Annotated in this window: 16 protein-coding genes; 12 read left to right on the forward strand and 4 right to left on the reverse strand. The window is 63.8% G+C overall.

Annotated elements, in window-relative coordinates; translation table 11 throughout:
* The first annotated feature begins 101 nt into the window (after positions 1 to 101).
* From rsmI to gshB, 3 genes are all read left to right on the forward strand, one after another.
* The gene (gene rsmI, locus GLR48_RS08815) at positions 102 to 965 is read left to right on the forward strand and encodes a 16S rRNA (cytidine(1402)-2'-O)-methyltransferase (RefSeq protein WP_237060899.1); all 864 of its coding nucleotides are present in this window, start codon (positions 102 to 104) and stop codon (positions 963 to 965) included.
* Positions 966 to 967: 2 nt separating this feature from the next.
* On the forward strand, positions 968 to 1,336 hold the full coding sequence (locus GLR48_RS08820) for a YraN family protein (protein WP_237064451.1): 369 nt from the start codon (positions 968 to 970) through the stop codon (positions 1,334 to 1,336).
* Between the two features lie 69 nt (positions 1,337 to 1,405).
* Complete coding sequence (gene gshB / locus GLR48_RS08825; RefSeq protein ID WP_237060900.1) at positions 1,406 to 2,350, forward strand: glutathione synthase; 945 nt, start codon at positions 1,406 to 1,408, stop codon at positions 2,348 to 2,350.
* Here the strand turns inward: gshB and GLR48_RS08830 are convergent.
* Positions 2,347 to 3,363: a DUF2125 domain-containing protein gene (locus GLR48_RS08830; RefSeq protein ID WP_237060901.1), complete on the reverse strand. Its 1,017-nt coding sequence runs from the start codon at positions 3,361 to 3,363 to the stop codon at positions 2,347 to 2,349. The two genes, gshB and GLR48_RS08830, sit on opposite strands and share 4 nt — an antisense overlap.
* Positions 3,364 to 3,381: 18 nt before the next feature.
* Here GLR48_RS08830 and GLR48_RS08835 point away from each other — a divergent pair, with 18 nt between their 5' ends.
* The 3 genes from GLR48_RS08835 (at position 3,382) to GLR48_RS08845 (ending at position 7,234) form a co-directional block, all read left to right on the forward strand.
* Entirely contained in the window at positions 3,382 to 3,903 is a 522-nt protein-coding gene (locus GLR48_RS08835) for a gamma-glutamylcyclotransferase (RefSeq protein WP_237060902.1), read from the forward strand.
* A gap of 64 nt (positions 3,904 to 3,967) precedes the next feature.
* Positions 3,968 to 5,140 carry a biopolymer transporter ExbB gene (locus tag GLR48_RS08840; RefSeq protein ID WP_442915779.1) on the forward strand — a complete coding sequence of 391 codons (1,173 nt, stop codon included), beginning with the start codon at positions 3,968 to 3,970 and terminating at the stop codon, positions 5,138 to 5,140.
* A gap of 3 nt (positions 5,141 to 5,143) precedes the next feature.
* Positions 5,144 to 7,234, forward strand: a complete 2,091-nt coding sequence (locus tag GLR48_RS08845; RefSeq protein ID WP_237060903.1) for a peptidoglycan -binding protein — start codon at positions 5,144 to 5,146, stop codon at positions 7,232 to 7,234.
* On the opposite strand, the gene GLR48_RS08850 is transcribed toward GLR48_RS08845, so the two are convergent.
* The 3 genes from GLR48_RS08850 to gloB form a co-directional block, all read right to left on the reverse strand.
* The gene (locus GLR48_RS08850) at positions 7,231 to 8,130 is read right to left on the reverse strand and encodes a M23 family metallopeptidase (RefSeq protein WP_272911383.1); all 900 of its coding nucleotides are present in this window, start codon (positions 8,128 to 8,130) and stop codon (positions 7,231 to 7,233) included. The genes GLR48_RS08845 and GLR48_RS08850 overlap by 4 nt on opposite strands.
* A 62-nt stretch (positions 8,131 to 8,192) precedes the next feature.
* Entirely contained in the window at positions 8,193 to 10,511 is a 2,319-nt protein-coding gene (clpA, locus tag GLR48_RS08855) for an ATP-dependent Clp protease ATP-binding subunit ClpA (RefSeq protein ID WP_237060904.1), read from the reverse strand.
* A gap of 193 nt (positions 10,512 to 10,704) precedes the next feature.
* A complete protein-coding gene (gene gloB, locus GLR48_RS08860; RefSeq protein ID WP_237060905.1) occupies positions 10,705 to 11,466 on the reverse strand; it encodes a hydroxyacylglutathione hydrolase in 762 nt (253 codons plus the stop codon).
* A 61-nt stretch (positions 11,467 to 11,527) separates the two neighbouring features.
* On the opposite strand from gloB, the gene GLR48_RS08865 reads away from it, so the two are divergent.
* The 6 genes from GLR48_RS08865 (at position 11,528) to GLR48_RS08890 (ending at position 17,359) form a co-directional block, all read left to right on the forward strand.
* Positions 11,528 to 12,262 (forward strand): class I SAM-dependent methyltransferase, encoded by a 735-nt coding sequence (locus tag GLR48_RS08865; protein WP_237064462.1) that lies wholly within the window; start codon positions 11,528 to 11,530, stop codon positions 12,260 to 12,262.
* Positions 12,263 to 12,463: 201 nt separating this feature from the next.
* On the forward strand, positions 12,464 to 13,024 hold the full coding sequence (locus GLR48_RS08870) for a F0F1 ATP synthase subunit delta (RefSeq protein ID WP_237060906.1): 561 nt from the start codon (positions 12,464 to 12,466) through the stop codon (positions 13,022 to 13,024).
* Entirely contained in the window at positions 13,024 to 14,559 is a 1,536-nt protein-coding gene (gene atpA / locus GLR48_RS08875) for a F0F1 ATP synthase subunit alpha (RefSeq protein ID WP_237060907.1), read from the forward strand. The genes GLR48_RS08870 and atpA overlap by 1 nt, the downstream gene beginning before the upstream one ends.
* 27 nt (positions 14,560 to 14,586) lie before the next feature.
* Positions 14,587 to 15,465, forward strand: a complete 879-nt coding sequence (locus GLR48_RS08880) for a F0F1 ATP synthase subunit gamma (protein ID WP_237060908.1) — start codon at positions 14,587 to 14,589, stop codon at positions 15,463 to 15,465.
* A gap of 19 nt (positions 15,466 to 15,484) precedes the next feature.
* Entirely contained in the window at positions 15,485 to 16,909 is a 1,425-nt protein-coding gene (gene atpD, locus GLR48_RS08885) for a F0F1 ATP synthase subunit beta (protein WP_237060909.1), read from the forward strand.
* Between the two features lie 9 nt (positions 16,910 to 16,918).
* Positions 16,919 to 17,359 (forward strand): F0F1 ATP synthase subunit epsilon, encoded by a 441-nt coding sequence (locus GLR48_RS08890; RefSeq protein ID WP_237060910.1) that lies wholly within the window; start codon positions 16,919 to 16,921, stop codon positions 17,357 to 17,359.
* Positions 17,360 to 17,462: the final 103 nt, after the last annotated feature.

Genomic DNA, 17,462 nt, shown 5'->3' on the forward strand with positions numbered 1-17,462 from the left:
TTTTCGGGGTCATGGTGGCGCGGGGCGTTGTCCTTTCGCCCGTTCCCCCCCATGGTTCGGGGCTTGGTGTATCATAAGGCAGGGCGTCGGAGGGTCTAGGCATGAATTACGAGATCAGACCATTGTCGGCGGGATTGTATCTGGTGGCGACGCCGATCGGGTCGGCCCGCGACATCACGTTGCGCGCGCTGGACATTCTGGCCAGCTGCGACGTGATCGCGGCAGAGGACACGCGGACCGCGCGCAAGCTGATGGAGATCCACGGCGTGCCCTTGGGCAAGCGTCCGGTCGTGGCGTTCCACGATCACAGCGGCGCAGGGCAGATCGCGCGGCTGGTGGCCGATGTTGCTGCAGGTAAGGCGGTTGCCTGCGTGTCAGAGGCCGGCACCCCGCTGATCGCGGACCCGGGGTTCGAACTGGCGCTGGCGGTCCGGGACGCGGGTCTGCCGGTGACTGCGGCGCCCGGCGCGTCCGCCGTGCTGACGGCGCTCGCTGTCGGAGGGCTGCCGACGGACCGCTTTGCCTTCGTGGGGTTCCTGTCGGCCGCGGCAGCGCAGCGCGCGACGCAGCTGGCTGACCTGCGGGATATGCCGTTCACGCTGGTGATCTACGAATCACCGAAACGCGTTCATGCTTTATTAAATGCGGCGTGCGAGGTTCTGGGAGGCGATCGGGAAGCGGTGGTGTGCCGGGAGCTGACCAAGAAGTTTGAAGAGGTGACACGCGGCACGCTTCAGTCGCTGGCCGATGATTTCGACGGACGCGCCGTCAAGGGCGAGATCGTCGTGTTGATTGGCCGCGTGGGGGCGCAGACCGTGTCCGATGGCGATGTCGAAACCGCGTTGCGCGATGCGATGGTGACGATGCGGATCAAGGATGCGGCGACGGCGGTGGCCGGGGCGCTGGGATTGCCGCGGCGTCAGGTCTATCAGACGGCGCTTGGCTTGGACCGAAAGGACGACTGATGATGCAGGACGGGTTGCGCCAAAGGACAAACCATTACGCAGGTTTGGCGGCAGAGGATATCGTTGCCCGGTCTTATGCCGCGCGCGGCTTTACGGAAGCCGCACGCCGGTGGCGGGGACGTGGCGGTGAAATCGATCTGATTTTGCGGGACGGGAACGACGTCGTCTTCGTTGAGGTCAAGAAAAGCCGGACCCATGCACAGGCAGCTCAGCGGGTGACGCGGCGGCAGATGGACCGGATCTGCACTGCCGCGTCGGAATTCGTGGGGACGGAACCGCGCGGATCGCTGACGCCGATGCGATTCGATGTGGCGACGGTGGATGCGACGGGACAAGTTCAGGTGATCGCGAACGCCTTCGGCGGCTGGTGACACGGCATTGCACAGCCTGCACGGCTGCGCCATATCGGGACGACACCCGCTCTGAAAGGTCTGCGTCCCATGTCCCTTAACGTTGCGATCCAGATGGACCCTATTGGTCCGATCAACATCGATGCCGACAGCACGTTTCGCATCGCCGAAGAAGCGCAGAAGCGCGGTCACCGGCTGTTCTATTACACGCCGGACAAACTGGCGTTCCGCGAAGGGCGGGTCACGGCGCGGGGCTGGCCTTTGACGGTGCGGCGCGAGAAGGGAAATCACTTCACGCTGGGCGAGGCGACAGAGGTCGATCTGGCCGATTTCGACGTGGTCTGGCTGCGTCAGGATCCGCCGTTCGACATGGGATACATCACCACGACACATCTGCTGGACATGCTGGCCGAGACGACGCTTGTGGTGAACAATCCGTTCTGGGTCCGCAACTATCCCGAAAAGCTGCTGGTCCTGCAGTTTCAGGATCTGACTCCGCCTACGATGATTGCCCGCGACCTGGACACGCTGCGCGATTTCCGGGCCACCCATGGCGATGTGATCCTGAAGCCCTTGTACGGCAACGGCGGTGCTGGCGTGTTCAAGCTGGGGCAATCGGACAGCAACCTCGCGTCCCTGCACGAGCTGTTTTCCGGTATCAACCGTGAGCCGCTGATCATGCAGAAGTTCCTGCCGGCGGTGTCAAAAGGCGACAAGCGCATCATCCTTGTCGATGGCGAGGCGGTGGGTGCGATCAACCGGGTGCCTGCGGAAGGCGAAACCCGGTCCAATATGCACGTCGGCGGGCGCCCCGAGAAGGTCGCCTTGACGGACCGTGACCGCGAAATCTGCGACCGAATTGGGCCGCTGCTGCGGGAAAAGGGCCAAATCTTCGTGGGCATTGACGTGATCGGGGACTGGCTGACCGAGATCAACCTGACCTCTCCCACCGGGATTCAGGAGTTGGAGCGGTTCGACGGCACGAATATCGCTGAAAAGATCTGGCTGGCCATCGAAGGCCGCCGCGCCACCTAGGGCAGTGCGATGCGCGGGGCGGGTCCCAGCGGGACTGGCCCCAGCGCCATGTTGCCGTTTGCGAAGGTCAGCGGCAGGGTCAGGGCGCCGCCGGCGCCTGTCAGCATCCCCGCCATGCTGGTCAGCGTCTGCAACATCCCCGCAGGAACGAGGCCGGCTTCGGCCAGCAGGCCGATCCGGTCGCGCCAGCCCGTCGCCACGACGGTGATCGTGCCGGTTGGTATACCGGCAGGATCGACGGAGAGGTCGCCGTTCGCTGAGAGCACCAGCCCCCCCCAGTCCACCGTCAATGTGTCGAGCGTGAGGGCCGTGATGCCGGGACGTGCCGGCAGCAGGGCCAGCCGGTCGAGCGGACGATCAAGGGTGAAGGTCGCGTCCGCTGTAACCTGTGCCGGCGCGGTCGGTGCGGACGGCAACGCGAGGCTTGGCTGCACGTCAGCCATTTTCAGATAGGCCTCAAACGTGTTGGCGGCAGGTCCGTGTGCGCGCAGGCCCAGCACGGCCGCCCCGCCAGTGACGGACCAACCAAGGTCTGATGCGAGCGACAGGGACTGTGCCTCTGCCGTCATGGTGCTGAAATCCAGAAGACGCGTCGCCGCGACGGCAAGGCTGGCGCGCAGGCCGTCTGAAGCGAGGGTAAGGGTCTGCCCGTCCACCCGCAGCGTCTGCTGCGGTGGGAAGACCGCGATCACCTTGTTCGGGCGGTAGGACAGGGCCGCGGTTTCCAGCCAAGGCGCCTGCCAGATCAGATTGCCGTCGGGCGCCGTCACGGTGAGGTCAGTCGCATGCACGTCGAAGCGGGACGGGAAGCCGCCCGTGGTCAGGCTGCCGGAGTCGATCTGCCAGCCCTGCGCCTCGGCCGCAGCGATGCCGGCCTGCAGGCCATGGTTCAGCCCGCGCGACGCGACCACCCAGACGCCAGCGTAGATGGCTGCAACGCTCAGCACGATGATCAACAAAAGCTTCATGGCGGCCCCCTCGTAATCGGTCGCCCCTGCGTCTATAGGGGGCATGGAAAAAGGACCAGTCACATGCGCTTGTGGGTTTTCGGTTACGGATCGCTCTTGTGGAATCCCGGGTTCAAGCCGGCAGAGGCGCGGCGGGCGGTGCTGCGCGACTACCACCGCAGCTTCTGCATGCTGTCGATCCATCATCGCGGGACGCCTGAAGTGCCCGGCCTTGTGCTGGCGCTGGATGCCGTCCCGGGCGGACAATGCACCGGCATGGCCTTTCGCGCCGACGATGCCGAGGCGGAAGCGGTCCTGGAGATGCTGCGCGCGCGTGAACTGATCTCCTCGGCCTATCTGGAGCGGACGGTGACCTTGCAGACCGAGGACGGGCCGCTGGAGGCGGTGGCCTATGTCATCGACCCGGCGCACGAGCAGTATGTGCAGCTTGATCTGGAGACGCAGGCCACGATGATCGCCCGCAGCAATGGCGGGCGGGGACCGAACCCGGAATACCTCTTTCGGACGGCAGAGCATCTGGACCAGATGGGCATCGTGGATCCGGATATGCGCTGGCTGGTGGACCGTGTTAAACGTCTGGCCTAGACCGATTAATCATTTCCGTTTGGCGTCCTAGGCCACTAGGCTGCGGTAAAACAAGGAAGACAGGATGCGGCCGCCCGTGACGGACCTCAGCAAACCACAGTCACCGCAGTTTTCGCAGCCGGTGCGACAGATCACGTCCATGCTGATCGCCTTGGCGCTGGTGGCGGCGGGGCTGTATCTGGGGTTCGCACAGATCCGCGCGATCTTCATGTCGAACCCCTATCTGAATGGGCTGATCCTTGCGGTCTTTGTGATGGGTGTCGCATCGACATTCGCGCAGGTCTGGCAGTTGATGAAATCCGTCGAGTGGATCGAAGGGTTCGCTGCCAATCGCGCGGGTCATCAGATCACGATCGCGCCGTCGCTGCTGGCACCGCTGGCCACGTTGCTGCGGTCGCGGGGCACGCGGATGCAAATCTCCTCGACCGCGGCGACGTCGATTCAGGACAGCGTGGCGCAGCGGATCGACGAGGACCGCGAGATTACCCGGTATCTGGGCAATACGCTGATTTTCTTGGGCCTTCTGGGCACGTTCTACGGCCTTGCCACGACGGTTCCCGCCTTGGTCGAAACGATCCGGTCGCTGAACCCGGCAGAGGGCGAGAGCGGTGCGGATGTGTTCGGTCGCCTGCAACAGGGCCTGGAAAGCCAGCTGGGCGGCATGGGGACGGCGTTCTCCTCCTCTCTGCTCGGGCTGGCCGGGTCGCTGGTCGTGGGCCTGCTGGAGCTGTTTGCTGGTCACGGCCAGAACCGGTTCTACCGCGAGCTGGAGGAGTGGCTGTCCACGATCACGCGTCTGGGCTTTGCGGGCAGCGACGAAGGCGGGAACGAGGACAGTGCGATGCTGTCGGCCTTTGCCGATCACATGGGCGAGCAACTGAACACCATGCGCGGCATGTTCACGCAAGCGGAACAGACGCGCGGCGAGGCGGACGCGCATTTGTCGCAGCTGGCGCGCACCATCGACCGGCTGGTAGACAGCCAGCGCGGCACCACCACGAACGAGGCGCTGCTGACCCGGATTGCCGAAGGTCAGGACCGGCTGATCGCACAGATGCAGGACGACGGCGTCGACGGTCTGGACGCCGAAAGCCGGATGCGCCTGCGGTCCATCGACACGCAGATGCTGCGCCTGCTGGAGGAGATTGCGGCGGGGCGTCAGGAGACTCTGGCCGATCTGCGGACCGATCTGGCCGGTCTGACCCGTGCGATCAAGCAGTCCCGGCGGGACGCCTGACCCATGGCCCTGTCGCGTCGCACCCAACGGATGAACGCCAATATCTGGCCGGGTTTCGTCGATGCGATGACCGGCTTGCTGCTGGTGCTGATGTTCGTGCTGACGATCTTCATGGTGATTCAGTTCGTGCTGCGCGAGACGATCACCGGGCAGGCGTCCGAACTGGATGCGCTGGCGGGGCAGGTGGCGTCACTGACAGATGCGCTGGGGCTGGCGCAGGACAGCAACGCGACCCTGACCGCCGACAATGATGCGCAGGCGAACCGGATTGCGGCGCTGATCGGCGAGCGGGACGAGACGGCGGTGGCGCTGCAGGACGCGCAGAACCGGATCACCGGGTTCGAGGCGCAGGTGGCGGGCCTGCTGGCGCAGCGCACCGATCTGACCGCGCAAGTGGCGGGGCTGGAACAGAAAAACACAGACCTGATGACAGCGCAGGAGCAATTGAACCTCGCGTTGGCGTCGGCCCGGACGGAGGTCGATGCGCAGGCCGAGGCGGCCCGGTTGGCTGCGGCCCGTCGCGATGCCTTGCAGGCGATGGTCGCCGAGATGGAGACCAAAGCCACCGACCAGACGACGCGGATCAGTGATCTGGAAGCGGCGCAGCTGACGGATGCGGCAGCAGCCGAGGCCTTGCGCAAGCGGCTGGCGGACTCGGGCGCGGAGCTGACGGCGATGACCCTGTCGCTGGAAGAGCAGCGGCGCAAAGCCGAGGAGACGCTGACCCTGCTTGCGGCGGCGCAGGCGGCGCGGGACGATCTGCAGATGAACCTGTCGGCGGCCTTATTGGCGCAGCAGCAGGCCGAGACCGATCTGTCGGGCGCACTAAGCCAGGGGTCCGATCTGGATGCGCGGCTGGCGGCGGCCCTTTCATTGCAGGACAAGACCGCGGCGGAACTGGCCGATGCGCGGGCACGGCTGGACGACGCTGCGGCACGAACCGACGATCTGACGACCCGTCTTGCCGCCGCGGTCGCAGCGGGGCGCGAGACCGAGACGGCCTTGTCCGATGCGCAGGCCGCCTTGGCTGCGGCGCGCAGGCAAGACGCTTTGGCCGATTCGGACCTGCAGTCGCGTCTGGCAGCGATGGTGCTGGCGCAAGAGGCGGCCAAGGCCAAAGCCGCGGATGCGACCGCCCGCAGCGCTGCGCTTGAGGATCGTCTGGCCGAGGCCTTGCTGGCGCGTGATGCCTTGCGGGCGCAGGTCGCGAGCCTGTCGACGACGACATCGGAAACGGCGCAGGACCGGGCGGATCTGCAGGCGCGTCTGGCGGCGGCGCTGTCAGCCGGCACCGAGGCACAATCGGCGGCAGACCGGCAGGCGGCATTGCTGGCGACCGCAAACACCGCGTTGAGCGCCGAGCAGAAGCAGAGCGCCGAGGCGCAGCGGCAGACCGCGCTGCTGAACGAACAGGTCGCGGCCTTGCGGCAGCAAGTGGGGACCCTGCAATCATTGTTGAACGTGGCCAAGGAGGATGGCTCTGATGCGCAGGTGCAGATCGAGCAGTTGGGATCGCAACTGAACACCGCCCTGGCCCGCGTCGCCGCCGAGGAACGCCGCCGCCGTGCGCTGGAAGAGGCGGAGCGGCAGCGGCTGGAGGCCGAGACGGCCCGGTTGCAGGCCGAGACGCAGAACCTCGAACGGTTCCGGTCGGATTTCTTTGGCGAGTTGCGCGGCGTGGTCGAAGGGCTGGACGGCGTGCAGATTGCGGGGGACCGCTTCGTCTTTTCGTCAGAGGTCCTGTTTGGTCCGGGTGATGCGACTCTTTCGGTGCGGGGCCGCGCAGAGATCGCGAAGGTTGCGACGATCCTGCGGCAGATCGCGGACCGGATCCCGCCCGACATCGACTGGATCATTCGCGTGGACGGTCACACGGACACGACGCCGCTGTCCGGCAACGGACGGTTCGCTGACAACTGGGAGCTGTCGCAGGCGCGTGCGCTGTCCGTGGTCAGGTATATGGAAACGCTTGGGATTGCGCCGAACCGGATGTCGGCCAACGGCTTTGCCGAGTTCCAGCCGCTGAACCCGGCCGACACGGCAGAGGCGCGCGCCCAGAACCGGCGGATCGAGCTGAAGCTGACGGAGCGCTAGTTCAGAACGACTTGCGTGGTCTGAACGTCCAGCGTCGTGCCGTCCCGGCGCAGTTCGACTGTTCCTGTGTAGTCGCCGGCCGGCCAGCCGCCGGACGGTGTGCGCCGGCCACCGGCGCGGAAGAGTTGCGCCTGGGTGCGATCGAGCGTCTGTGTATCGGCGAAGACCTCTCCCTTTGGGCCGCGGATCGTCAGGGTCAGCGTGTCGCCGGACCGCGCGCCGTAGGCAAAGCCCCAGAGGACGAGGCCGGGCGCCGCCTTTGGCAAGGTGTCGCGTCCTGCGGTGCCGTCCTTGATGGCGTCAAATGCGGGCACCGCGTCGCTGAACCCCGCGCCGATGAGGCCGCCGGGGGGGAAGGGGACGGAGTCGTTCCAGAGGGCCCGCGCAGGTGTCGTGCCGCAGGTCGTCAGAGTGTCAGGGGCGAAGGGATCGATCACGGCGCCGTCGTGGCGCACCGAAAGGTGGACGTGGGGAAACTGGGTCTGGCCTGACAGGCCGACCTGTCCCAGCACCTGTCCCATGGCGACCGTCTGACCGGGCTGGACGACGACAGAGCCTTGTTTCATGTGACAATACTGCGTTTCCCAGCCATCGCCGTGGCTGACGACCAGCCCATTGCCACATTCGCGGTCCGAGACATCCGGCGCGCCGGGGGTGCCTTGCAGGATATCCGCCATGTCGTTGCGCACGCCGCGCACGGTGCCGGGGGCAGAGGCCAGAACATCGACGCCTTCGGCCTGCATCGCGAGGGAGGGGAGGGCGAAATCCGTGCCCTTGTGGCCATCGTAGCTGAGCGTGCCGCAGGAGAAGTCCTGCACGCCGGGACCGGGGTCGTGATCCACACCCTGCTGGATGTAGCAGGTCTGCGTCAGGTCGCAGGCAATCGGGGGGGCCAAAAGAATATCCCCCGCAGCCGATGTGGCTGCGAGGGACAGGAGGGTTATCGCGGCAGTGCGGATCACTCGGCGGTCAGCAAGGGGGGCTTCTTGCCGGTGATCTTGGCCTGTTCGGGCGCCTCGAACGTCAGGTGAAGTTGCTTGTCCTTCACGCCGACCTTGACGAGACCACCCTTGACCAGCTTGCCGAAGAGCAGTTCTTCGGCCAGCGGCTTCTTGATGTGCTCCTGGATCACGCGGCCCAGCGGGCGGGCGCCCATCTTGGCATCGTAGCCCTTGTCGGCCAGCCACGTGGCGGCAGCCGGCGTCAGTTCGATGTGCACGTTGCGGTCGATCAGCTGTGCTTCAAGTTGCAGCACGAACTTTTCGACCACCTTCATGATGACCTCTTTCGGCAGCGCGCCAAAGCTGATGATCGCGTCCAGACGGTTACGGAATTCGGGCGTGAAGATCCGCTCGATTGCTGCCGTATCCTCGCCTTCGCGCGTTTCACGACCGAAGCCCATCGCGTTCTTGCCCATCTCGGACGCGCCCGCGTTGGAGGTCATGATCAGGATCACGTTGCGGAAGTCTGTAGTCCGGCCGTTGTGGTCGGTCAGTTTCCCGTGGTCCATCACCTGCAGCAGGATGTTGTAGACATCCGGGTGCGCTTTTTCCATCTCGTCCAGCAGCAGCACGCAGTGCGGGTTCTGGTCGACACCGTCGGTCAGCATGCCGCCCTGATCGAAGCCGACATAGCCCGGAGGCGCACCGATCAGACGCGAAACCGCGTGCTTCTCCATGTACTCGGACATATCGAACCGGATCAGTTCCACACCCAGCGTATCTGCCAGTTGCTTGGCCACCTCGGTCTTGCCCACGCCGGTCGGACCCGCGAACAGGTAGTTGCCGATGGGCTTTTCCGGCTCGCGCAGGCCGGCACGGGCCAGCTTGATCGCCGACGACAGCGCCTCGATCGCCTTGTCTTGACCGAAGACCACGCGCTTCAGCGACCCTTCGAGATCCTTCAACACCTCTGCGTCGTCCTTGCTGACGTTCTTCGGTGGGATGCGGGCGATCTTGGCGACGACGCTTTCGATCTCCTTCACGCCGATGGTCTTGCGACGCTTGGATTCAGCGATCAGCTGCTGAGACGCACCGGCCTCGTCAATGACGTCGATGGCCTTGTCCGGCAGCTTGCGGTCGTTGATGTAGCGTGCCGATAATTCGACAGCCGTGCGGATCGCCTCGGCGGTGTATTTGACGCCGTGGTGCTCTTCGAAATAGGGCTTGAGGCCTTTCAGGATCTTGACCGCATCCTCGACCGACGGCTCGTTCACGTCGATCTTCTGGAACCGGCGCGACAGCGCGCGGTCCTTTTCAAAATGCTGGCGGAACTCTTTGTAGGTGGTCGATCCCATACAGCGCAGCTTGCCGCCCTGCAACGCAGGCTTCAGCAGGTTGGACGCGTCCATTGCCCCGCCGGAGGTTGCCCCGGCGCCGATGATCGTGTGGATCTCGTCGATGAAGAGGACGGCGTCCTTGTGATTCTCCATCTCGGTCATGACGGCCTTCAGTCGCTCCTCGAAGTCACCGCGGTAGCGGGTGCCGGCCAGAAGCGCGCCCATGTCGAGGCTGTAGATCGTGGCATGGGCCAGAACCTCGGGAACTTCCTTGCTGACAATCTTGTAGGCCAGACCTTCGGCGATGGCAGTCTTGCCGACGCCCGGATCACCCACCAGCAGCGGGTTGTTCTTGCGGCGGCGGCAGAGCACCTGAATGCAACGCTCCACCTCGTGGGCGCGCCCGATCAGGGGATCAAGGTCGCCCTTGCCCGCCTTTTCGTTCAGGTCCACGCAGTATTTCGCCAGTGCGGATTCCTTCTTGTCCCCGTCGGTCACGCTTTCGTCCTCGTCTGGTTGAGGCGAGCCCGTGACCGGACGGCTTTCGCCGAATGCCGGATCCTTCGCCACGCCATGCGCGATGAAATTGACTGCGTCGTAGCGGGTCATGTCCTGTTCCTGCAGGAAATAGGCCGCGTTGCTTTCACGTTCCGCAAAGATGGCGACCAGCACGTTGGCACCGGTCACTTCGGTCCGGCCCGACGACTGGACGTGGATCGCCGCGCGCTGGATCACGCGCTGGAAGGCGGCGGTCGGCACGGCTTCTGACCCGTCGACGTCGGTTTCAAGCGTCGACAGATCGTCGGAAATGAATTCTTCAAGGTCCTTGCGCAATTCATCCAGATCGACCGAGCAGGCCCGCATCACGCGTGCCGCATCGGGTTCGTCGATCAGGGCCAGAAGCAGATGTTCCAGCGTGGCAAGTTCGTGGCGGCGGGCGTTGGCCAGGGCCAGCGCGCCGTGAATGGACTGCTCGAGCGTCGTGGAAAAAGATGGCACTTCGGGTGCTCCTTGCTGTTCGGGGGTCCGGTGGGCGGGTCACCCTGATCGGACCGTGGCCTTATCTTCCAAGGTTTGGCTTTTCGGCCCAACCTTCAAGTTTTTTCTTGTCCAGCGTGTTCACAAAAAGACTGACGTGTCGTGAACGCGGCGGTTGGGCGGGTCATTTCGACATTGACCGGCCTAGAGGGTGTCAGAACCGGTCCCTGCGGGCCCGGATTTCGGTGAAAATTTCGGCAGGTTGTGCATCGGCCATATCGATGGCCTTCGCCAGAACCGGATCGTCGGCACGCAGGAACGGATTGGTTTCGCATTCCAGCGACAAAAGCGACGGGACGGTGGCGCGGCCGTTTTCACGCGCCGTCTTCGTGGCCTCGGTACGAGAGATAATCGCTTTGTTGTCGGGTTCAAGAGACAGGGCGAAGCGCGCGTTCGTCGTGGTGTATTCGTGGCCGGAACAGACGGTGGTGTCGCGGGGCAGGGCGCGCAGCTTTTGCATGCTGTCCCACATCTGCGCGGGGGTGCCTTCGAAAAGGCGCCCGCATCCCATCGCCATCAGACTGTCGGCGGTGAACAGCAGTTTTTCGTCCACCATGTGAAAGGCGACGTGACCGATGGTGTGACCCGAGACATCCATGACATGGACGTCCCGCCCGCAGACGGTCAGCGTGTCGCCGTCAGCGACCTCTGTGTCGAGGCGGGGCAGGCGGTGGGCATCTGCACGCGCACCGATGACGCGGGCATTGCCGCGCAGCGCTTCCAGCCCTTGCACGTGGTCGTCGTGATGGTGCGTCAGCAGGATGTCCGACAGGGTCCAGCCCCGCTGATCGAGTGCGGCCTGAATGGGCGCTGCTTCGGGCACGTCGACAAGGGCGGTTTGTCCTGTCGCGGCGTCATGGATCACAAAGGCATAATTGTCGGTCAGGCAGGGAATGGTGATCAGTTCAACGGGCATGGCAACTTCGCTTTTCTTTGCTAGGGTAAACCGGACCGACTATGGGACCTTGTTCACCGCAATGCATCTGGACGTTCTTCATCTGCGTAATTTCTACTACCGCAGCGCTTTGGGCCGGGCGGCGCAGAAGGTCATACGCGATGAACTGGTGCGAATGTGGCCCGAGGCAAAGGGCCAGACGGTCGCAGGCTTCGGTTTTGCGGTGCCGCTGCTGCGGCCCTATCTAGGCGACGCGCGCCGGGTCATCGGTCTGATGCCGGGACCGCAGGGCGTTATGCCCTGGCCCGCGGGGCAGGCCAATGTGTCGGTGCTGTGCGAAGACACGCTCTGGCCACTGCCGACGGGGTTCGTGGACAAGCTGGTCGTCCTGCACGGACTGGAGACGACGGATCATCCCACGGGCGTGCTGAGCGAATGTCACCGCGTGCTGGGGCCGGGAGGGCGGGCGATCTTCATCGTGCCGAACCGCGCCGGGTTGTGGTCGCGATCGGATCGCACGCCTTTCGGCTTTGGCCGGCCCTATTCGCCCAGCCAGCTGGAAAGCCAGTTGCGGGCGCATGATTTCGACATCGGCACTGTCCGCGCGACGCTGTATCAGCCGCCTTCGCACAATCCGGTCTGGCGGCGCATGGCGGGCGTGCTGGAACGGGCGGGCCACAATATCCCGATGCTGGCGGGTGGCGGTGTGCTGATCGTCGAGGCCTGCAAGCAATCCCCCGCAGCCTCGGGTCCCGGCCACCGCGCACGGTCGCGTGCATCGGTGCTGGCACCAATGCCTGACGCGGTCCCGGCCTGAGTGCTGCGACGCGTCGCCGCAGGGTAAAATCGTGTCGTCTGGCCGGGCGGCCTCGTGAACTAAAATTACCATAGCTTGTTGCGGGGCGGGAACTCCTCTGCTAGATCGACACGGATTTTAATGCCTCGGTAACAGTCGAGGAGACGTGAACGCCTCCGGACCCTCTTGGGGTCACGGGGGCCTTATATCGGAAGGGTGGACGTGTCCGAACCAGCTTCGATCACACAGGGTATCGCCGGGCGCTATGCGTCGGCAGTGTTCGACATCGCCAAAGAAGGCAACAATCTCAAGGCGATGGAGCAGGACGTCAATGCACTTGACGCCGCATTGTCCGAGAGCTCGGATTTTCGCGACCTGATCACGTCGCCGCTGTATGGCCGTGACGAACAGGCCGGTGCCATGAAGGCGATTGCGGCCAAGATGGGTCTCTCGGAAACGATGACGAATCTGATGGGTCTGCTCGCCGACAAGCGGCGGCTGTTCGTGCTGCCGGGCATCGTCGGCACCCTGCGTGACATGCTGGCCACCGACCGTGGCGAGATGACCGCAGAAGTCACGACCGCAACGGCCCTGTCGGATGACCAGAAAAAGAAACTGGCCAGCACCTTGTCAGAGACATTCGGCAAGACCGTCGGCATCAAGGAAACCGTGGACGCCTCCATTCTGGGTGGCCTGATCGTCAAGATCGGCTCCCGCATGATCGACACGTCGATCGCGTCTAAACTCAATGCACTCCAGAACAACATGAAAGAGGTCGGATAATGGCGATCCAAGCGTCTGAAATCTCTGCGATCCTGAAGGACCAGATCAAGAACTTCGGTCAGGATGCCGAAGTCGCCGAGGTTGGCCGCGTGCTGTCCGTCGGTGACGGTATCGCCCGCGTCTATGGCCTCGATGCCGTGCAGGCTGGCGAGATGGTGGAATTCCCCGGTGGTATCCGCGGCATGGCCCTGAACCTTGAATCCGACAACGTCGGCGTCGTGATCTTCGGGTCCGACCGCGACATCAAGGAAGGCGATACCGTCAAGCGCACCAAGTCCATCGTGGACGTGCCCGCCGGTCTGGGCCTGCTGGGACGCGTCGTTGACGGCCTTGGCAACCCACTGGACGGCAAAGGCCCCATCGACGCATCCGAGCGTCGCGTGGCCGACGTGAAGGCACCGGGCATCATCCCGCGCAAATCCGTGCACGAGCCGATGCCGACGGGCCTGAAGTCCATCGACGCCATGATCCCGATCGGCCGTGGCCAGCGCGAGCTGATCATCGGTGACCGTCAGACCGGCAAGACCGCCGTGGCGCTCGACACGATCCTGAACCAGAAGTCGTATAACGACGCGGCCAAGGACGACTCGGAAAAGCTGTATTGCATCTATGTCGCCATCGGCCAGAAGCGGTCGACCGTTGCCCAGCTGGTGAAGAAGCTGGAAGAGACGGGTGCGATCGAATACACCACGATCGTCGCAGCCACCGCATCCGACCCCGCGCCGATGCAGTATCTGGCACCGTATTCTGCCACCGCAATGGCCGAATTCTTCCGTGACAACGGCAAGCACGCCCTGATCATCTATGATGACCTGTCCAAGCAGGCCGTGTCCTATCGCCAGATGTCGCTGCTGCTGCGCCGCCCGCCGGGCCGTGAAGCCTACCCGGGCGACGTGTTCTACCTCCACTCTCGCCTGCTGGAGCGTTCGGCAAAGCTGAACGAAGACAATGGCTCCGGTTCGTTGACAGCACTGCCGATCATCGAAACGCAGGGTGGCGACGTGTCCGCGTTCATTCCGACGAACGTGATCTCGATCACCGACGGCCAGATCTTTCTGGAAACGGAACTGTTCTTCCAGGGCATCCGCCCTGCCGTGAACACCGGTCTGTCCGTGTCCCGCGTCGGGTCCGCCGCCCAGACCAACGCGATGAAGTCTGTCGCCGGTCCGGTGAAGCTGGAACTGGCGCAGTACCGCGAAATGGCTGCCTTTGCGCAGTTCGGGTCCGACCTCGACGCCGCGACCCAGCGTCTGCTGAACCGTGGTGCCCGTCTGACGGAACTGATGAAGCAGCCGCAGTATTCGCCGCTGACCAACGCCGAAATCGTGACCGTCATCTATGCAGGCACGAAAGGTTACCTCGACAAGATCGACACCAAGCAGGTCGGTCGCTTCGAGGCCGGTCTGCTGAAGCACATGCGTACGCAGGGCCGTGACGTGCTGGACATGATCACGAACGAGGATCCCAAGATCAAGGGCGATGCAGAAGCCAAGTTGAAGGCCGCCATCGACGCCTTCGCCAAGGATTTCGCATAACCTTTGCCCGAGAGAGGAGTTTAGGTTTTGCCTAGTCTCAAGGACCTTAAAAACCGGATCGCGTCGGTCAAATCGACCCGCAAGATCACCAAGGCCATGCAGATGGTGGCCGCCGCGAAACTGCGGCGGGCACAGGATGCCGCCGAGGCCGCGCGCCCCTATACGGAGCGGTTCAACGCGGTCATGGCAGGTCTGTCTCAGGCCGCAGAGGGTTCGCCCTCTGCGCCGAAGCTGCTGGCCGGCACCGGATCGGACCTGTCGCATCTGCTGGTCGTCATGACGGCGGAACGCGGGTTGTGCGGTGGCTTCAATGCCAACATTGCCAAGCTGGCGCGTGTCCGTGCGAAAAAGCTTCTGGCCGAAGGCAAGACCGTCAAGATCCTGACGGTCGGCAAGAAAGGCCGCGACAGCATGCGGCGCGATCTGGGCGATCATTTCGTCGGTCACATCGACATGTCGGACGTCAAGCGGATGTCCTATGCCGATGCGCAGAAGGTCGCCCGCGACGTGCTGAACCGGTTCGACGCCGGCGAATTCGACATCGCGACGATCTTCTTTGCGCGGTTCGAGAACGTCGTGTCCCAGCACCCGACCGCACAGCAGATCATTCCCGCCAAGTTCGAGGCCGTGGCTGACGCGAATACCGACAGCAACCTGTACGATTACGAACCCGGCGAAGAAGAGATCCTTGCCGATCTGCTGCCGCGTGGCGTGGCGACGCAAATCTTTGCGGCCTTGCTGGAAAACGCGGCGTCCGAACAGGGCGCACGGATGTCCGCCATGGACAACGCGACACGCAATGCCGGCGACATGATCGACGACCTGACCATCGAGTATAACCGCTCGCGTCAGGCCAAGATCACGAACGAGCTGATCGAAATCATTTCGGGCGCGGAAGCGCTCTAAGAAGACTGGAGAAACACTTATGGCAAACGCAAAAGGCAAGATCACGCAGGTGATTGGCGCCGTCGTGGACGTCCAGTTCGGGGATCACCTGCCCGAAATCCTGAACGCCCTGACCACCGACAATAACGGCAAGCTGCTGACCCTCGAAGTCGCCCAGCATCTGGGCGAGAACACCGTCCGCTGCATCGCGATGGACGCGACCGAAGGTCTGGTCCGCGGTCAGGAAGTGACCGACATGGACAACACGATCACCGTGCCCGTGGGCGACGCGACCCTTGGCCGGATCATGAACGTGGTCGGCGATCCCGTCGACGAAAAGGGCCCGATCGGCGAGACCGAGCGTCGTTCGATCCACAACGTCGCCCCCAGCTTCGAGGCGCAGTCGACCGCGTCCGAAGTGCTGGTGACCGGCATCAAGGTCATCGACCTGCTGGCCCCCTATGCAAAAGGCGGCAAGATCGGCCTGTTCGGCGGTGCCGGCGTGGGCAAGACGGTTCTGATCCAGGAACTGATCAACAACATCGCCAAGGTGCACTCTGGTTATTCCGTGTTCGCCGGCGTGGGCGAGCGGACCCGTGAGGGCAACGACCTTTACTATGAATTCATCGAATCCGGCGTCATCAACGCCGAAGACCTGACGAAGTCCAAAGTGGCGCTCGTCTACGGTCAGATGAACGAGCCGCCGGGTGCCCGCATGCGCGTCGCCCTGTCCGGCCTGACCATGGCAGAGCAGTTCCGCGACCAGTCCGGCACCGACGTACTGTTCTTTGTGGACAACATCTTCCGGTTCACGCAGGCCGGGTCCGAAGTGTCCGCACTTCTGGGTCGTATCCCGTCTGCCGTGGGCTACCAGCCGACGCTGGCGACGGACATGGGCCAGATGCAGGAACGCATCACGTCCACCAAGAACGGTTCGATCACGTCCGTGCAGGCCATCTATGTGCCCGCCGACGACCTGACCGACCCGGCGCCCGCCACGTCCTTTGCCCACCTCGATGCGACCACGGTTCTGAACCGTGCGATCTCGGAAAAGGGCATCTACCCGGCCGTGGACCCGCTGGACTCCACCTCGCGTCTGCTCGATCCGGGCATCGTGGGCGAAGAGCACTACAAGGTCGCCAACGACGTGCAGCAGATCCTGCAACGCTACAAGTCGCTGCAGGACATCATCGCCATCCTCGGGATGGACGAACTGTCCGAGGACGACAAGATCACCGTGGCGCGCGCCCGCAAGATCGAGCGCTTCCTGTCGCAGCCCTTCGACGTGGCACAGGTGTTCACCGGTTCGCCGGGCGTTCAGGTGGCACTGGAAGACACGATCTCTTCGTTCAAGGCCGTTGTCGCCGGTGAATATGATCACCTGCCGGAAGGTGCCTTCTACATGGTCGGCGGGATCGATCAGGTCGTGGCCAAAGCCGAGAAAATGGCCGCAGACGCGGCGTAAGGAGCGATCATGGCAGATCATCTGCAATTCGATCTCGTCTCGCCCGAGCGCCGGTTGGCCTCGGTCGAGGCCTCCGAGGTGCAAATCCCCGGTGCCGACGGCGACCTGACGGCGATGGCGGGCCACGCGCCCACCATCACCACCCTGCGTCCCGGCGTGCTGCGCGTGGTCCATGCCAAAGGCACCGACGAATACGTCGTGCTCGGCGGCTTTGCGGAAATCACGGCGACCTCGGTCTCCGTGCTGGCCGAAAGTGCGCTGCCGCGTGGCGAGATGTCTCAGGATGTCTATGACACGATGATGAAGGACGCCCACGACGAGTTGAAGAAGGCGCGCGACAATTTCGAGAATGAGCCGGGCCCCGTCGATGACGCGGCCAAGCTGATTGCCGACATGGTTGCAGTGGGCACCCACATCGGACTTGACCCCAAGCAGTCCAACTTCGGTTGATCGCTGTTTTTACGTGACAGTTTCAGAAAGGCCCCGTTCTGCGGGGCCTTTTTTATTTACTGGTTCAAGTTTTTGATCACCTTGGTCAAACCATTTTTCAAGA

Source organism: Loktanella sp. M215 (assembly GCF_021735925.1).
Lineage (GTDB): Bacteria > Pseudomonadota > Alphaproteobacteria > Rhodobacterales > Rhodobacteraceae > Loktanella.